Annotated in this window: 15 protein-coding genes; 9 read left to right on the forward strand and 6 right to left on the reverse strand. The window is 70.1% G+C overall.

Features of this window, described 5'->3' with window-relative positions; translation table 11 throughout:
* The first annotated feature begins 98 nt into the window (after positions 1-98).
* Both nusB and COA17_RS15545 read left to right on the forward strand, forming a co-directional pair.
* The gene (nusB, locus tag COA17_RS15540; RefSeq protein ID WP_066485571.1) at positions 99-554 is read left to right on the forward strand and encodes a transcription antitermination factor NusB; all 456 of its coding nucleotides are present in this window, start codon (positions 99-101) and stop codon (positions 552-554) included.
* Positions 555-559: 5 nt separating this feature from the next.
* The gene (locus tag COA17_RS15545) at positions 560-736 is read left to right on the forward strand and encodes a DUF4169 family protein (RefSeq protein WP_082740512.1); all 177 of its coding nucleotides are present in this window, start codon (positions 560-562) and stop codon (positions 734-736) included.
* Between the two features lie 21 nt (positions 737-757).
* Here the strand turns inward: COA17_RS15545 and hemA are convergent, their stop codons facing one another.
* Both hemA and murI read right to left on the reverse strand, forming a co-directional pair.
* The gene (gene hemA / locus COA17_RS15550) at positions 758-1,999 is read right to left on the reverse strand and encodes a 5-aminolevulinate synthase (RefSeq protein WP_066485569.1); all 1,242 of its coding nucleotides are present in this window, start codon (positions 1,997-1,999) and stop codon (positions 758-760) included.
* A gap of 96 nt (positions 2,000-2,095) precedes the next feature.
* Positions 2,096-2,890, reverse strand: a complete 795-nt coding sequence (gene murI, locus COA17_RS15555) for a glutamate racemase (RefSeq protein ID WP_096613708.1) — start codon at positions 2,888-2,890, stop codon at positions 2,096-2,098.
* A gap of 129 nt (positions 2,891-3,019) precedes the next feature.
* Between murI and plsY the strand changes: the two genes are divergently transcribed.
* The 4 genes from plsY (at position 3,020) to topA (ending at position 7,703) form a co-directional block, all read left to right on the forward strand.
* Complete coding sequence (plsY, locus tag COA17_RS15560; RefSeq protein ID WP_096613710.1) at positions 3,020-3,643, forward strand: glycerol-3-phosphate 1-O-acyltransferase PlsY; 624 nt, start codon at positions 3,020-3,022, stop codon at positions 3,641-3,643.
* Positions 3,636-4,712, forward strand: coding sequence for a DNA-processing protein DprA (dprA, locus tag COA17_RS15565; RefSeq protein WP_096613711.1), 1,077 nt, complete (start codon positions 3,636-3,638; stop codon positions 4,710-4,712). The genes plsY and dprA overlap by 8 nt, the downstream gene beginning before the upstream one ends.
* The gene (locus COA17_RS15570; protein ID WP_217991020.1) at positions 4,706-5,080 is read left to right on the forward strand and encodes a hypothetical protein; all 375 of its coding nucleotides are present in this window, start codon (positions 4,706-4,708) and stop codon (positions 5,078-5,080) included. The genes dprA and COA17_RS15570 overlap by 7 nt, the downstream gene beginning before the upstream one ends.
* A 73-nt stretch (positions 5,081-5,153) precedes the next feature.
* Entirely contained in the window at positions 5,154-7,703 is a 2,550-nt protein-coding gene (gene topA / locus COA17_RS15575; RefSeq protein ID WP_096613713.1) for a type I DNA topoisomerase, read from the forward strand.
* An 18-nt stretch (positions 7,704-7,721) separates the two neighbouring features.
* On the opposite strand, the gene COA17_RS15580 is transcribed toward topA, so the two are convergent.
* Positions 7,722-9,056: a dihydroorotase gene (locus COA17_RS15580; protein ID WP_096613715.1), complete on the reverse strand. Its 1,335-nt coding sequence runs from the start codon at positions 9,054-9,056 to the stop codon at positions 7,722-7,724.
* A 56-nt stretch (positions 9,057-9,112) separates the two neighbouring features.
* Here COA17_RS15580 and ygfZ point away from each other — a divergent pair, with 56 nt between their 5' ends.
* Positions 9,113-9,856, forward strand: a complete 744-nt coding sequence (gene ygfZ, locus COA17_RS15585) for a CAF17-like 4Fe-4S cluster assembly/insertion protein YgfZ (RefSeq protein WP_096613717.1) — start codon at positions 9,113-9,115, stop codon at positions 9,854-9,856.
* 21 nt (positions 9,857-9,877) lie between these two features.
* Here ygfZ and COA17_RS15590 read toward each other — a convergent pair whose 3' ends face one another.
* Genes COA17_RS15590 through COA17_RS15600 form a run of 3 tightly spaced genes read right to left on the reverse strand, consistent with a single transcriptional unit; the run spans position 9,878 to position 13,301 of the window.
* Entirely contained in the window at positions 9,878-10,594 is a 717-nt protein-coding gene (locus COA17_RS15590) for a carbon-nitrogen hydrolase family protein (protein WP_096613719.1), read from the reverse strand.
* A 5-nt stretch (positions 10,595-10,599) separates the two neighbouring features.
* Positions 10,600-11,898: an amidohydrolase family protein gene (locus COA17_RS15595; RefSeq protein ID WP_176484939.1), complete on the reverse strand. Its 1,299-nt coding sequence runs from the start codon at positions 11,896-11,898 to the stop codon at positions 10,600-10,602.
* On the reverse strand, positions 11,895-13,301 hold the full coding sequence (locus tag COA17_RS15600) for an amidohydrolase (protein WP_176484940.1): 1,407 nt from the start codon (positions 13,299-13,301) through the stop codon (positions 11,895-11,897). The genes COA17_RS15595 and COA17_RS15600 overlap by 4 nt, the downstream gene beginning before the upstream one ends.
* Before the next feature lie 281 nt (positions 13,302-13,582).
* Between COA17_RS15600 and COA17_RS15605 the strand changes: the two genes are divergently transcribed.
* The gene (locus tag COA17_RS15605; protein WP_096613721.1) at positions 13,583-14,104 is read left to right on the forward strand and encodes a Ros/MucR family transcriptional regulator; all 522 of its coding nucleotides are present in this window, start codon (positions 13,583-13,585) and stop codon (positions 14,102-14,104) included.
* A gap of 11 nt (positions 14,105-14,115) precedes the next feature.
* Positions 14,116-14,982: an oxygenase MpaB family protein gene (locus tag COA17_RS15610; RefSeq protein ID WP_245857859.1), complete on the forward strand. Its 867-nt coding sequence runs from the start codon at positions 14,116-14,118 to the stop codon at positions 14,980-14,982.
* The last annotated feature ends 57 nt before the right edge of the window (positions 14,983-15,039 follow it).

Below are 15,039 nucleotides of genomic sequence, written 5' to 3' on the forward strand. Positions count from 1 at the left end.
GAAGGCCGCGCGCCGACGTTGCCGGAAAACTGCCTGATGCGGATCAACACGCCGCGCGGGGGTGACGAACGCGCGCGACGGGCGTACAGCGCGCCCCCATGTCCCGAACCGCTGCCCGATCCAAGAGCCGCGCCGCCGCGCGCCTCGCCGCCGTCCAGGCGCTGTACCAGCATGAGATGGAAGGCACCGCGATCCCCGCGCTGCTCCACGAATTCCACCACCACCGCCTGGGCGCCGTCATCGAGGACGTCGAATATGCCGAGGCCGACGTCCAGTTCTTCGACGATATCGTCACGGGCGCGCACGCGCGGTTGGGCGAGATCGACCGGCTGGTCGAGGGGAAGCTGGCCAGCGGCTGGACGCTGGAGCGGCTCGACCGGCCGATGAAGGCGATCCTGCGCGCGGGCACGTGGGAATTGCTGGCGCGTGCCGACGTGCCGGTCGGCGCGGTCATCACCGAATATGTCGATGTCGCCCACGCCTTCTACGAACGGCGCGAGGCGGGGTTCGTCAACGGCCTGCTCGACGGCATCGCCCGGCAGGTGCGCGGCTGACCGCGATGGCGGACGTGGTCAACCTGAACCGCGCCCGCAAGGCCAGGGCGCGCGCCGCCGCGACGGTGCAGGCGGCGGCGAGTCGCGCCGCCTTCGGCCGGACGAAGGCGCAGAAACAGGCCGATGCGCGCGAGCGCGCGCGGCATGAGGCGACAGTGGACGGCGCTCGGCGAGAGGATTGATCCGTCGCGCCGCGCACGCCCTCAGGCGGCGATGCGCAGTTCCAGCCGGTCCCAGATTTCGACCAGCGCGGCGGTCAGTTCGCGCATCATCGCCTCGTCATGCGCCGGGCCTGGGGTGAAGCGCAGCCGCTCGGTCCCGCGCGGCACCGTCGGATAATTGATCGGCTGCACGTAGACGCCATATTCGGCGAGCAGGATGTCGCTGATCTTCTTGGCCTTGACGGGATCGCCGACCATCACGGGGACGATATGCGTCTCGCCGATCATTACCGGCAGCCCGGCATCGCGCATCATCGCCTTCAGCGTGGCGGCGGCGGCCTGCTGCCCCTCGCGCTCGACGCTCGACTGCTTCAGGTGGCGCACGCTCGCCAGCACGCCCGCGACCAGTACCGGCGACAGCGAGGTGGTGAAGATGAAACCGGGCGCATAGCTGCGGATGACGTCCACGATCGTGCGGTCCGCGGCGATATAGCCGCCCATCACCCCGAACGCCTTGCCCAGCGTCCCCTCGATGATCGTCAGCCGGTGGGCGACGCCGTCGCGCTCCGAAATACCGCCGCCGCGCGCGCCGTACATGCCGACCGCATGGACCTCGTCCAGATAGGTCAGCGCGTTATACTTGTCCGCCAGGTCGCAGATCGCACCGATCGGGGCGACGTCGCCCTCCATCGAATAGACGCTCTCGAACGCGATCAGCTTGGGGCTGGCGGGATCGTCGGCGGCCAGCAATTCTTCCAGGTGCGCCAGGTCGTTATGGCGGAACACGCGCTTCTCGCAGCCCGCGTTGCGAATGCCCGCGATCATCGAGGCGTGGTTGAGTTCGTCCGAATAGATGATGCAGCCGGGCAGTACCTTGGCCAGCGTCGACAGCGTCGCCTCGTTCGAGACATAGCCCGACGTGAACAGCAGCGCCGCCTGCTTGCCGTGCAGGTCGGCCAGCTCGCCTTCCAGGTCGACATGGTAATGGGTGTTGCCGCCGATGTTGCGCGTGCCGCCCGAACCGGCGCCGACATCGTGCAGCGCCTCCTCCATCGCGGCGATCACCTTGGGGTGCTGGCCCATCGCAAGATAGTCGTTCGAACACCACACCGTGATCGGCTTCGGCCCGTTGTGCCCGGCGAAGCACCGCGCATTGGGGAACATGCCCTTGTTGCGCAGGATGTCGATGAACACGCGATAGCGGCCCTCCGCATGGAGCCGGTCGATCGCCTGGGTGAACACGCGCGAGTAATCCACGGCGCGCGTATCGCTATCGCTGGTCATGGGCCGTACCCCTACTCCCCTCTCTGTCGCCTGACCAGTCGGGATCAATGGTCTCTCTGATCGATCGACTAGGACAAATTGTCCCACCCGCGCGCCTTATAGCAACTCCGTCTTGCCGAAACCTCTACCCGACAGGGTCGCGGCGATCCGCGATTCGCGCTCGCCGCCGGCGGTAAACACCAGCGTGCCGGGCGCGGCGCGGCGGGGCCACGACTGCCCCTCCGTCAGCGATGCGATGCGCCGGGCGATCCCCGGCCCGCCATCGACGAACCGCACGCCGGGCGCGACCGCCGCCATCTGCGCCGCCAGCAGCGGAAAATGCGTGCAGGCGTTGACGATCACGTCGATCCGGTCCCCGCCCGGCTGGGCGAACAAGCCGTCAAGCTCGTGCGCCACCGCCGTCTCCGGCGCGACCTGCCCGGCCAGTTCCGACTCCGCCAGCGTCACCAGCCCCGCCGATCCGTGGCGCAGTACCGTGCAATCCGCGGCGAAGCGCGCCGCCAGATCGTCCACATAGGGCTGGCGCACGGTCGCCTCCGTCCCCAGCACGCCGATGACGCGCGTCGCGCTCATCGCGGCGGCGGGCTTGATCGCAGGCACGGTGCCGACGACGGGTACGTCCAGCGCGGCGCGCACCGCAGGCAGCGCGATCGTCGAGGCGGTGTTGCACGCGATCACCGCCAGCCGCGGGCGATACCGTTCGACCAGCCGCCCCAGCAGCGCGGGGACGCGCGCGGCGATCTCCGCCTCGCTGCGGATGCCATAAGGGAAGAACGCCGAATCGGCAGCGTAGACGATCGGCGCGGTCGGCAGCAGCGCATGGGTCGGCGCCACCACCGACAGGCCGCCGACACCGGAATCGAAAAACAGGATCGGGCGCGCATCGCTCATCCTGCCGCGCTTAGGGTCAGGACCCGCGCCCGGCAATCAGATGACGCAAATCTGGGCATGGCATCGCGCCGGGCTTTTCGCTAGAAGCGGGACAAAAGGGGATCAACGCTGACCAACGCCATCGTCTGGATGCCGCCCGCCGCGGCGCTGCTCGGCGGCTATCTGCTGGGGTCGATCCCGTTCGGGGTGCTGCTGACACGCGCGTTCGGGGCGGGCGACCTGCGGCAGATCGGCTCGGGCAATATCGGCGCCACCAACGTGCTGCGCACCGGGCGCAAGGGGCTGGCCGCTGCCACATTGCTGCTCGACATGGGCAAGGGGCTGGCGGCGGTACTGCTGGCGGCGTGGCTGCTGCCGGGCGAGGCACCGCTGGCCGCGGCGGGCGCGTTCGTCGGCCATTGCTATCCGGTGTGGCTGGGGTTCCGCGGGGGCAAGGGCGTGGCAACGCTGATGGGCATCGCGCTGGGGCTGTGGTGGCCGCTGGGGCTGGTGTTCGCGGCGCTGTGGCTGGGGCTGCTCGCCGCGACGCGCATCTCCTCGCTGGCGGGGATGACTGCGGCGATCGGGACGCCGGTGGCCGCCGCGATGCTGGGGCGGTTCGACATCGTCCCGCTGCTGATGGCGCTGGCCGGGATCGTCCTGTGGAAGCATCGCGCCAATGTCGCGCGGCTGATCGACGGGACCGAACCGCGCGTCGGCGCGAAGAAGGCGGCGCCCACCGACGGTCCGGCGGAGAGCGGCGCGGGTGAGTGAGGCGCTGGCGAGGCTGCGGTTGATCCGCACGCCGTCGATCGGGCCGGTCACCTATCGTCAGCTGATCGCACGCTTCGGCACCGCCGCCGCCGCGATCGACGCGCTTCCCGATCTGGCGCGGCGCGGCGGCGGGCGCGCGCCGGTGGTACCGCCGGTCGCGCTGGCGGAACGCGAAAGCGCGCTGCTGGCGCGGATCGGCGCGCGCCACCTGTTCCTGGGCGATGCCGATTATCCGCGCCTGCTGGCCGAAAGCGACAATCCCCCGGCGGTGCTGACCGCGCGCGGCGACCTGTCGCTGGCGGCGCGGCTGCCGGTGGCGATAGTCGGCGCGCGCAACGCCTCCGCCGCGGCGTGCCGCTTCGCGCGGCAGATCGCGCACGCGCTGTCGGCGCGCGGCGCGACGATCGTGTCGGGGCTGGCGCGCGGAATCGACACCGCCGCGCACGAAGGCGCGCTGCCCGCGACGATCGGCGTCATCGCGGGCGGGATCGACGTGGTCTATCCGCCCGAGAATGCCGCGGTGCAGGAACGGATCGCCCAGGAAGGGCTGCTGCTCGCCGAAATGCCGCCGGGGACCGAGCCGCGCGCCCGGCATTTCCCGCATCGCAACCGCATTATCGCCGGCCTGTCGCTGGGGACATTGGTGGTGGAGGCGGCGCCGCGGTCCGGCTCGCTCATCACCGCGCGGCTGGCGGGCGAGGCGGGGCGCGAGGTGATGGCGGTGCCCGGCCACCCGCTCGATCCGCGCGCGCACGGCTGCAACGCGCTGATCCGCGACGGCGCGACGCTGATCCAGACCGCCGACGACGTGCTGGAACAGATCCGCCCGATCGACGCCCGCGCCGCGGTCCACGCCCCCGCCGCCCCCTGGCTGCCGCCCCCGCCGGAGGATGCCAGCGACGCCGATCGGCGCCGGGTCGAAGGGCTGCTCGCCCCCGTCGCGGTGGGCGTGGACGAGATCGTCCGCCAGTCCGGCCTGTCACCCGCGATCGTGCAGATGGTGCTGCTGGAACTGGAACTAGCCGGCCGGCTAGAACGCCACGCCGGCGGGCGGGTGAGCCTGTGCTGAGGGAGGATATCGCGCCGCGCTGGGTCGGGCGCTGGTTTCGCGGCGCCGCGCTGTATGGAACGGTCGCATTGCTCGCCAGCCTGCTGGCCTCGCCCGCCGGCGCGCCGGGGCCGCCACTGCCGCCGCTGGCCTTCGCCTTTACCGCACTGGCGTTCCAGATCGTTTTCTGGATCATCGGCGGCGATCCCGTCCGCTACCGCCCGGTCATGCTGGCGGGTGTGGCCGAAAAGCTGGCGTTCGGCGCCCCTGCGCTGTGGCTGATAGCGACCGGCGGCGCCGGTCGCGCTATCGCGCCGTTCGCGATCATCGACCTTGCGTTGGGCGCCGGCTTCCTGCTGGCCTGGCGCACCACCCCCGACCGGCGCTGAGCGGCGGACTTGACGCCTCCCGACGCTCCCCTCCACCCTCGCGCGTGTACGTGAGGCTTCCTAGTTAGGTACAATGCAACTCGTCATCGTCGAATCGCCCGCCAAGGCGAAAACCATCGAAAAGTACCTCGGCCCGGATTACCGCGTCCTCGCCAGCTACGGCCACATCCGCGACCTGCCCGCGAAGGACGGATCGGTGAACCCGGATGACGGGTTCGCGATGGAATGGGAGAATTACGCCGACAAGGCCAAGCAGCTGAAGGCGATCGCCGACGAGGCGAAGAAAGCCGACCGCCTGATCCTGGCCACCGACCCCGATCGCGAGGGGGAGGCGATATCGTGGCACGTCCAGGAGGTGCTGGCCAAGCGCAAGGCGCTGCCGAAGGACGTCCAGCGCGTGACCTTCAACGCGATCACCAAGCCGGCGGTGACGCAGGCGATGGCGAACCCGCGTGAGCTGGATACCGACCTGATCGACGCCTATCGCGCGCGCCGCGCGCTCGATTATCTCGTCGGCTTCACGCTGTCGCCCGTGCTGTGGCGCAAGCTGCCGGGCGCCAAGTCGGCGGGCCGCGTCCAGTCGGTCGCGCTGCGCCTGATCGTCGACCGCGAGCGCGAGATCGAGGCATTCCGCAGCGTCGAATATTGGTCGGTCACCGCCGCGATGGAGCAGGACGGCACACCCTTCACCACGCGGCTGGTGCAGTGGAACGGGCAGAAGCTTGACCGGCTGTCGATCGGCAACGAAGACGACGCGCTGAAGGCGAAGGCGGATGTCGAGGCCGGGCGCTTCTCCGTCCAGTCGGTCGATACGCGGCCGGCGACGCGCAACCCGCCGCCGCCCTTCACCACCTCGACGCTCCAGCAGGAGGCGGCGCGCAAGCTCGGCTTCTCCGCCGACCACACCATGCGGATCGCGCAGCAGCTCTACGAGGATGGCGCGATCACCTATATGCGGACCGACGGCGTGCAGATGGACGCCAGCGCCATCTCCGCCGCGCGCGCCGCGATCGCCAATCGCTATGACGGCGGCTACGTCCCCGACAAGCCGCGCCAGTATCAGAGCAAGGCGAAGAACGCGCAGGAAGCGCACGAGGCGATCCGCCCGACCGATTTCGCGAAGGACCGCGTCGGCTCGGGCGACCATGCGCGCCTCTACGACCTGGTATGGAAGCGCGCGATGGCGTCGCAGATGGCATCGGCGCGGATGGAGCGCACCACGGTCGAGCTCGCCGACGGCACCGGCCGCAACGTGCTGCGCGCGACCGGGCAGGTGGTGCTGTTCCCCGGCTACCTCGCGCTCTACGAGGAAGGGCAGGACGACAGCCAGGACGAGGATGCCAAGCGCCTGCCGCGCCTGCGCGAGGGCGACGCCCCGGCGAAGAAGGACGTCCTCGCCGAGCAGCATTTCACCCAGCCGCCACCGCGCTTCTCCGAGGCGTCGCTGGTCAAACGGATGGAGGAATTGGGGATCGGCCGCCCCTCCACCTACGCCTCGATCATCAAGACGCTGAAAGACCGCACCTATGTGCGCGTCGAGAAGAACCGTTTCTTCGCGGAGGAGAGCGGGCGGTTGGTGACGGCATTCCTCGAACGCTTCTTCGAACGCTATGTCGGCTATGATTACACCGCCGAGCTGGAGGAGGAGCTGGACGACGTGTCCGGCGGGCGCGCGCAGTGGCAGGACGTGCTCGCCGCCTTCTGGCGCGATTTCAAGCCGCGTACCTCCGAGGTGATGGAGCAGAAGCCGAGCGAGGTCACCGCCGCGCTCGACCAGTTCCTGGCGCCGTTCCTGTTCCCCGAAAAGGCCGACGGATCGGACCCGCGCCTGTGCCCGGCCTGCGGTGCGGGACAGCTGGCGCTGCGCGGCGGCCGGTTCGGCGCGTTCATCGCGTGCAGCAACTATCCGGAATGCAAGTTCACGCGCCGCTTCGCGCAGGGCGGCGAGGCAGCGGGCGAGGATACCGGCCCCGAACAGCTGGGCCACGATCCCGAAACCGGGCTGCCGGTGGAGCGCAAGTCCGGACGCTTCGGCCCGTACATCCAGCTGGGCGAGGGCAAGGATGCCAAGCGCGCCTCGATCCCCAAGGACATCGGCGAACTCGATCTGGAGATGGCGCTCAAACTGCTCCACTTGCCGCGCACGATCGGCCAGCACCCCGAAACCGGCAAGGACATTGCCGCCAGCATCGGGCGCTACGGCCCCTATCTGGTCCATGACGGCAAATACGCACGCTTGTCCTCGACCGCCGAGGTGTTCGAGACCGGGATGAACGCCGCGGTGGTCAAGCTGGCGGAGGCGGCGGCGGGCGGCGGACGCCCGGCGCGCGGCGCGGCGCGCGCACCGCTCAAGGTTCTGGGCGCGCATCCGCGCACCGAGGCCGAACTGCGGCTGATGGAGGGACGCTACGGCCCCTATGTCACCGACGGCACCACCAACGCCACGCTGCCCAAGACGGTCGCCCCCGACCAGCTGACGCTGGAGGAAGCCGCGCAACTGATCGACGCCCGCGCCGCGGCGGCCCCCGCCAAGCCGAAGAAGAAGGCGCCCGCGAAAAAAGCCGCTGCGAAAAAACCTGCAGCGAAGAAAGCCACTGCGAAGAAGGCCGCGGCGAAGGAATAGGCTCCCGCCCGGCGGTCGTTACCGGCCGCCGGGAAACTCGGTCGCCTCGAACCGGATCGGCGCGCCCTGCGGCGCGTCGCCCAGCGTGTCCTCCCACATCGCGACATGCCCGCGCACGATCGTGCCGATCGGCTTGCCGGTCAGCGTCATGCCCGTGAACGGCGACCAGCCTGCGCGCGACGCCAGCCACGCATCCTCGATCGTCCAGCGCTTCTTCAGGTCGACGATCGTGAAATCGGCGTCATAGCCGCAGGCGATCCGCCCCTTGCCCGCCAGGCCGAAGATCCGCTGCGCGCCCGCGCTGGTCAACTCGATCACCCGCTGCAACGACAGCCGGCCGTTGGCGGCATGGTCCAGCAGCAGCGGGAGCAGCGTCTGCACACCGGGCATCCCGCTGGGGCTGGCGGGATAGGGCTTGGCCTTTTCCTCCAGCGTGTGCGGCGCATGGTCCGACCCGATCACGTCAGGCACCCCGCGCGCCAGCCAGTGCCACAGGCCGTCGCGATGTGCGCCCGAGCGGATCGGCGGGTTCATCTGCGCCAGCGTGCCCAACCGCGGATAGGCTTCCTCGCCCGCCAGCGTCAGATGCTGCGGAGTCACCTCGCAGGTGGCGATATCCTTGTTGCGGCCCAGCAATTCCAGTTCCGCGGGGGTGGTGACGTGCAGCACATGGATGCGCCGCCGCGCCGCCCGCGCCAGCCGCAGGATGCGCTGCGTCGCCAGCAGCGCGCTTTCGTCGTCGCGCCATACCGGATGCGACGCAGCATCGCCGGTGATCCGCTCGCCGGTGCGCGCGTTCATCCGGTCCTCGTCCTCGGCATGGATGGCGACGCGGCGCTGGCCATGCGCCAGCACCTCGGCCAGCCGCGCATCCTCGCTGACCAGCAGGTCGCCGGTCGAGGCCCCCATGAAGATCTTGACCCCCGCGGTGCCGGGCAGCCGCTCCAGCTCGGTCAGGTCGCGGGCATTGTGATTGGTCGCCCCGACGTAGAAGGCATGGTCGCACCACATCCGCCCGTTGGCGCGCGCCAGCTTGTCGGCGATCGCCTCTGCCGAATCGGTGTTGGGCTTGGTGTTCGGCATCTCGAACACCGCGACGACGCCGCCGCGCACCGCCGCCTCGCTGCCCGACGCCAGGTCTTCCTTATGCTCCAGCCCCGGCTCGCGGAAATGCACCTGCGTGTCGATGACGCCCGGCAGGATATCCAGCCCGGTACAGTCGATCGTCCGCCCCGCGTCGCCGCGCGCGCCGATCTCCACGATCCGTCCGCCGACGACGCCGACATCGGCCGCCACAGGGCCGCCGGGGGTATGCACCGTACCGCCGCTCAGCAGAAGATCGTAGCTCGCCATCACCCGTCGCCTCGTCCGCTCTTTCGTCCTATCGCCCGCCCCCCTACCTTGCGGGCATGGACGATACTACCCCGGGGACCATGCTGGCCGACCGCGCGCTGCTGCGGCTGGCGGGCGACGACGTGCGCGGCTTTCTGCAAGGGCTGCTGACCAATGACGTGGCCGGCGCGCTGCCGGTCTGGGCGGGGCTGCTGACGCCGCAGGGCAAGGCGCTGTTCGACATGATCGTGTGGAGCGATGGTGACGACATCCTCCTCGATGTCGAGCGCGACCAGGCCGATCCGCTGGCGCGGCGGCTGGCGATGTACCGGCTGCGCCGCGCGATCACGATTGCGCGCGATGATGCGCTGGCGGTGCACTGGTCGACGGCGCGGCCGGACGACGCGGCGGACGCGGTCCCTGATCCGCGGCTGGCGGCGCTGGGCTGGCGCTGGATCGCCGCGCCCGGGCCCGCGGCCGCGGGGTGGCACGCGCACCGCCTGTCGCTGGGCGTGGCGGAAGGGGCGGCGGAGCTGGGCGCCGGCGAAACGCTATGGCTGGAGGCGAATGCGCGCGAACTGAACGGGGTCAGCTTCACCAAGGGCTGCTACGTCGGGCAGGAAAACACCGCCCGGATGCATCACCGTGCGAAGGTGAACCGCCGGCTGTTCGTCGCGCCGATCGACGATGGTGACACGCGCCGGCGTGTCGCCTATCCCGATCGCGGAATGATGGTGACGTTGCGCCGGGTCGAAGCACCGGGCGACGCCGCGATCCCGGATTGGCTGGCACCGCATCTCGGTTCGGACCCCGCGGCGTGACGGTGGACTCGGCGCGCGCGGTCACCCGATCGCGCAATGTGCCACGCCCTCCTCGCCTTCCGACACCCGCGCCACCAGCTTGCCGTCCGGCGCGACGATCGCGGTGCAGCCGAAGCTGATCAGGTCGCCCGCCGTGCCGGTCACGTCGGCGGCGGCGACCCAGCAGCCCGTCTGCCGCGCCCGGGCGACCAGATTGTCGACGCTGCGCGCGCGCCACCGGGCCGCCGTCGCCACCGGCAGCATGTTCGACAACGGATACAGGATCGCCGCCGCGCGCTGCTCGGCGATACGCTGCGCGGCGTCGGGGTGGTTGGCATCGGCGCAGATATTGATCCCGAACCGCCCGCGGCCCGCCGCGAATGTCGGGAAGGCCTTGCCCGCCGTCACGCCCGGCTCGTTGGGATGCGCCTTGTCGTAATGACCGACGACGCCCCCGCCCGCGATCACCAGCGCGCGGTTGAACACCCGTCCCGCCTCTCGAACGAACGCCCCGATCACCAGCGTCGCTCGCGCCCCCGCGACCGCGCGGCACAGCGCGTCGATCGCCGCCGCCGCCGCATCGGCGCGGCGCGTGATCGTCTCTGGCTCCCAAGCATGGCCGGTCAGCCATGCTTCCGGGAACAGCAGCAGGTCGATCCCCGTCGCATCCGCCCACGCGACACGCGCCCGCACCGACGCGCAGACCCGTGCCACGTCATCGGGGATCGCGGCGCACTGAACAGCCGCGATCCGCATCATGCGCGTCAGCGCCGCTCGTAGGCCTTGGGCAACGCGCCCTCGGTCGGGGTCAGGTAGCGGTCGCGCAGCTTGGTCTGGCGCGACTGCATCGGCTGCGGCTGGCCGTCGATCCAGATCGCCACCGGCGCGGACGACAGCTCCAGCGGATCGCCGTCCCACATCACCACGTCGGCACGCCGGCCGGGGCGCAGCGATCCGATCTCCCCGTCCATGCCGATCGCGGCGGCCGGGCCGCTGGTGATCGACGCGAACGCCTGTCCCCAGTCCAGCCCGGTCGCGCCCGGCACGCGGGTGATCGCCACCAGATTGCCGGCATATTGGCGCAGCACATGGTCGCCCGCCTGCGCGCCGCCACCGCTCATCAACGACACCTGCACGCCCGCCGCGCGCATCCGCCCGACGTTCGATTCGGTCGCCGCCAGATTCTCGAAACTGGCGGGCAGGTCCGCGAGCGCCGCGGCGATCACCGGCACGCGTGCGGCGGCGATCTCCTTGGCCACCAGCCACCCTTCGGTCGCGCCGATCAGCACCAGCTTCAGCCGCGGATAGTCGCGCGGCAGCGACAGCACCTGGCGAATGTCGCTGGCGCGGTCGACATGGACGAACAGCGGCACCTGCCCGTCCAGCACCTTGACCAGCGCGGCGGCATCGGCGCGCGTCACCAGCGCATCGCGCGACCGGCCGTCGAAGCTCGCCGGGTTGCGACGATAATCCTGCGCCTGCTGGAAGGCGTCACGCAACGCCGCATAGGCCGCCGGGCGGCTGCCGCCCGCCAGCCGCCCGCCCGCCTCGCCCAGTTCCACGAACTGGAATGCGCGCGCGCGGGTGACCGGGCTGGCATCGTTGCCCAGGTCGATCACCGCGCCCTGCCCGGCGAAGATCGACCCTGCGGCATCGGGCGCGACGATCGCGCGGGTGATGCCGCCCAGCCGCTCGTTCGCCACCTTCACCCCGGCCGGGTTCACCGCATCGGCGACGTCGATCGCCGCCTTGAACGGCGAAGTGCGCGCGCCCGCGTCGTTGCTTTCGGACACGCCCTCGGCATCGACCAGCGACAGCGCGGTGATCGCGGAAACGACGCCAGCGGCCACCCATTTGCCGGTCGCGTCGATCACCTGCGCGCCCGCAGGCACGCCCACACCGCGCCCGGCGGCGACGATGCGGCCGTTGGCGATGACGACGGTGCCGCCCTCGATCGGCGCGGACCCGTCGCCGATCGCGACGGTGCCGCCGGTGATCGCGACGGTCTGCGCCCCGGCGGGGGCGGCCAGCATCGTGGCGAGCATCAGGAGCGCGCGCTTCACTTGACGTCTCCTTCGCCCGGCTGGCCCAGTTCGAAATCGCTCACCGGCCGCAACCGCGGATTGTCGGCATCGTATAGCAGCGCGCCGTCGACCCAAACCTTTTCGGGGCGGGTATAGACACTAAACGGATTGCCGTTCCACAACACCACGTCGGCCATCTTGCCGGGGCGCAGGCTGCCGGTCTGCGCGTCGATCCCCAGCGCCTTGGCCGGGCCGAGCGACAGCCACTTCCACGCCACTTCGGGCGCGATGTCGATCCCGGCGTGGTGCGCCGACGACAATACCTTGGCGACTTCCTGGTTCAGCCGCTGGATACCGTTCTCGTCGTCCGAATGGATCGTCGCGCACGCGCCCGATTTTTCCAGGATCGCCAGGTTCTCGCCGATCCCGTCATAGCTTTCCATCTTGAAGCCGTACCAGTCGGCCCACACCGCCGCGCAGGTGCCGTTCGCCTTCAGCAAATCGGCGATCTTGTACGCTTCCACCGCATGATGGAACGCGGTGACGTGATAGCCGAATTCCTTGGCCATATCGAGGACGATGGCCATTTCATCGGCGCGGTAGCAGTGGTTCTGCACCAGGATCTCGCCCGACAGGACGCCGCGCAGCGTATCCATCGCGATATCGCGCTCGGGCGGGTCGCCGCCGTCGCGCTCGTACTTGTCCCACTTGCGCTTGTACGCCGCGGCGCGTGCCCAGGTCTGGCGATCGACCGCGACATTGCCCATCCGCGTCGACGGCTTCTGGTTGCGGCTGCCATAGACGCGCTTGGGATTTTCGCCGCACGCCATCTTCAGGCCATAAGGCGCGCCGGGGAATTTCATCGCCTGCATCGTGCGGCCGTAGACGTTCTTGAGCACCACCGAGCGCCCGCCCATCAGGTTGGCCGATCCGGGCAGGATCTGCAGCGTGGTGACCCCGCCGTTGGCCAGCGCGCGGCCAAAGCCGGGGTCCTGCGGCCACACACTGTGTTCGGCCCATACGTCGGCGGTGATCGGCGACGTCGCCTCGTTTCCGTCGGAATGCGCCTGTACCGACGGGGTCGGGTAATCGCCCAGATGGCTGTGGATATCGACGATGCCGGGGGTGACGAACTTGCCCTGCCCGTCGATAACCTGCGCGCCCGCGGGCGCCTCCAGCGCGGTGCCGACCGCCACTACCTTGCCATCGGCGAACAGCACCGATCCGCCGTCGATGCGGTGCCCCTCCCCGTCGAAGACGGTGACGTTGCGCAGCAGTGTCGGCACGCCGGGATAGGCGTGATAGGTCGACGGATAGGGATCGCGCGCATAGCGGACCGGCGCCGCCTTCTCCGACCCGCCGTCGCCCGCCGGACGGGCGGATGCGCTCCGCGGCCGGCTGCCCCCGTCGGTACAGGCCGACAAGGCGGTCGTCGCCACCATGATCGACACCAGCGCACGCGCGCCGCGACCCAGTTTCATGCCATCCCCTTTTCGTTCGTTATCGTCCCTGCGCGCGACCATGGACGGGGGCGGCGGCGGCGGTCAAGCCGGCTCACCTTGCCGCATGACAAGCCCGCGGCGCTCCTCTTAACCGATTTTTACGATTGCAAATATTGCCATTCCCGACATAAATAAAACGGCGAAGGCCTTTAACGAAAGTCGCGTTGACCGCGCCGGTATGACTGACTAGGTGGCAACGCTATCATAGCAGGAGCACCACCATGACCGATGAGACCGCCGGCGCCGACGCAGTCGAGCTCGCAACCGAACTGACGATCGCATGGCTGTCCAATCCCAACACCCGTGCCTCGGGTGAAGACGTGCCGGCGTTTCTGCGCACCATGCACGAAGCGGTGACGAACCTGTCGTCGTCGACTTCGCCGGCACCGGTGGAGGAAAGCGCGGGTGAATATACGCCGGCCGTATCGGTCCGCAAATCGCTCGCATCCAAGGATCATCTCATCTCGATGATCGACGGCAAGCCCTACAAGACGCTGCGCCGCCATCTGGCCGGTCATGGCCTGACCCCGGATGAGTATCGCACCCGTTACGGGCTGAAGCCCGATTATCCGATGGTTGCCGAAAACTATTCGCAGGCGCGTCGCGACATGGCCAAGAAGATCGGTCTGGGCCGCAAGCCCGGTCAGCGCCGCGGCGATACCGCCCCCGCGACCGAAGCCGCCGCACCGGCGCCCGCCCCGCGCGGCCGTCGCAAGGCGAACGCCGCGGCCACGGAGGCCTGACGATCGCGCGCGTGTCCCGCGCGGCGCCGATCGCGATCGTCGACCCGTTCGTCGATCGCTTTCGCGCTTCGCTGGCCGCGCGGCTGCGCGGGCTGGTCGGCAGCGGGGAAGTGGACCTCGCGCGGTCGCCCGGGGATCCGGGGCTGTTCGATGCGGACAGCCCCGCCTTGCTGGTGCACGGCGATTTCGCCGCGATGATGATCGGCGGCCTGTCGGCGCTGCTGCTCCAGATGCTCCACCCCGCCGCGCTGGCGGGGGTGTGGGACCATAGCGATTTTCGCCGCGACCGGCTCGGGCGGCTGAAACGAACCGCGCAATTCATTGGCCTCACCACCTTCGGCGGCACCGTCGCGGCCGAGCGTGCGATCGCGCACGTCCGCACGATCCACGATCGCGTGCACGGCACCCTGCCCGACGGCACCCGCTATGACGCGAACGATCCCGCGCTGCTCACCTGGGTCCATGTGGCGGAGGTCGACAGCTTCCTGCGCGCCTATCTGCGCTATCGCGACGCCGCGCTGGCGCCGGCGTTGCAGGACCGCTATTTCGCCGATGCCGCGATCGTCGCGGAGCGGCTGGGCGCGCGCGACATCCCCCGCTCACGCACCGAAGTGGCGGATTACTATCGCCGCATCCGTCCGCAATTGCGCGCCGATCACCGCACGCGCGAGGTCGCGGATGCGCTGCTGGCGGCCGGGCCGGACGGCGCGCAGGCTGCCGGGCTGCGCCTGACCGCGGCGGCGGGGATCGACCTGCTGCCGGATTGGGCCGCGACGCTGCACGGCCGCCGCCCCGCCGCCATGGTGCGCCCCGCGATCCGCGCGGGCGCCAGCGGGATGAACCGCGTGCTGCGCTGGGCATTGCAACGCGGGGCGTAAAGGCGCGCGCGGGGCGGCGGCCGAGCGCGTCCCGTGATCCATCGATCGCGCCTGGCG

Source organism: Sphingomonas ginsenosidimutans (genome assembly GCF_002374835.1).
GTDB lineage: Bacteria > Pseudomonadota > Alphaproteobacteria > Sphingomonadales > Sphingomonadaceae > Sphingomonas > Sphingomonas ginsenosidimutans.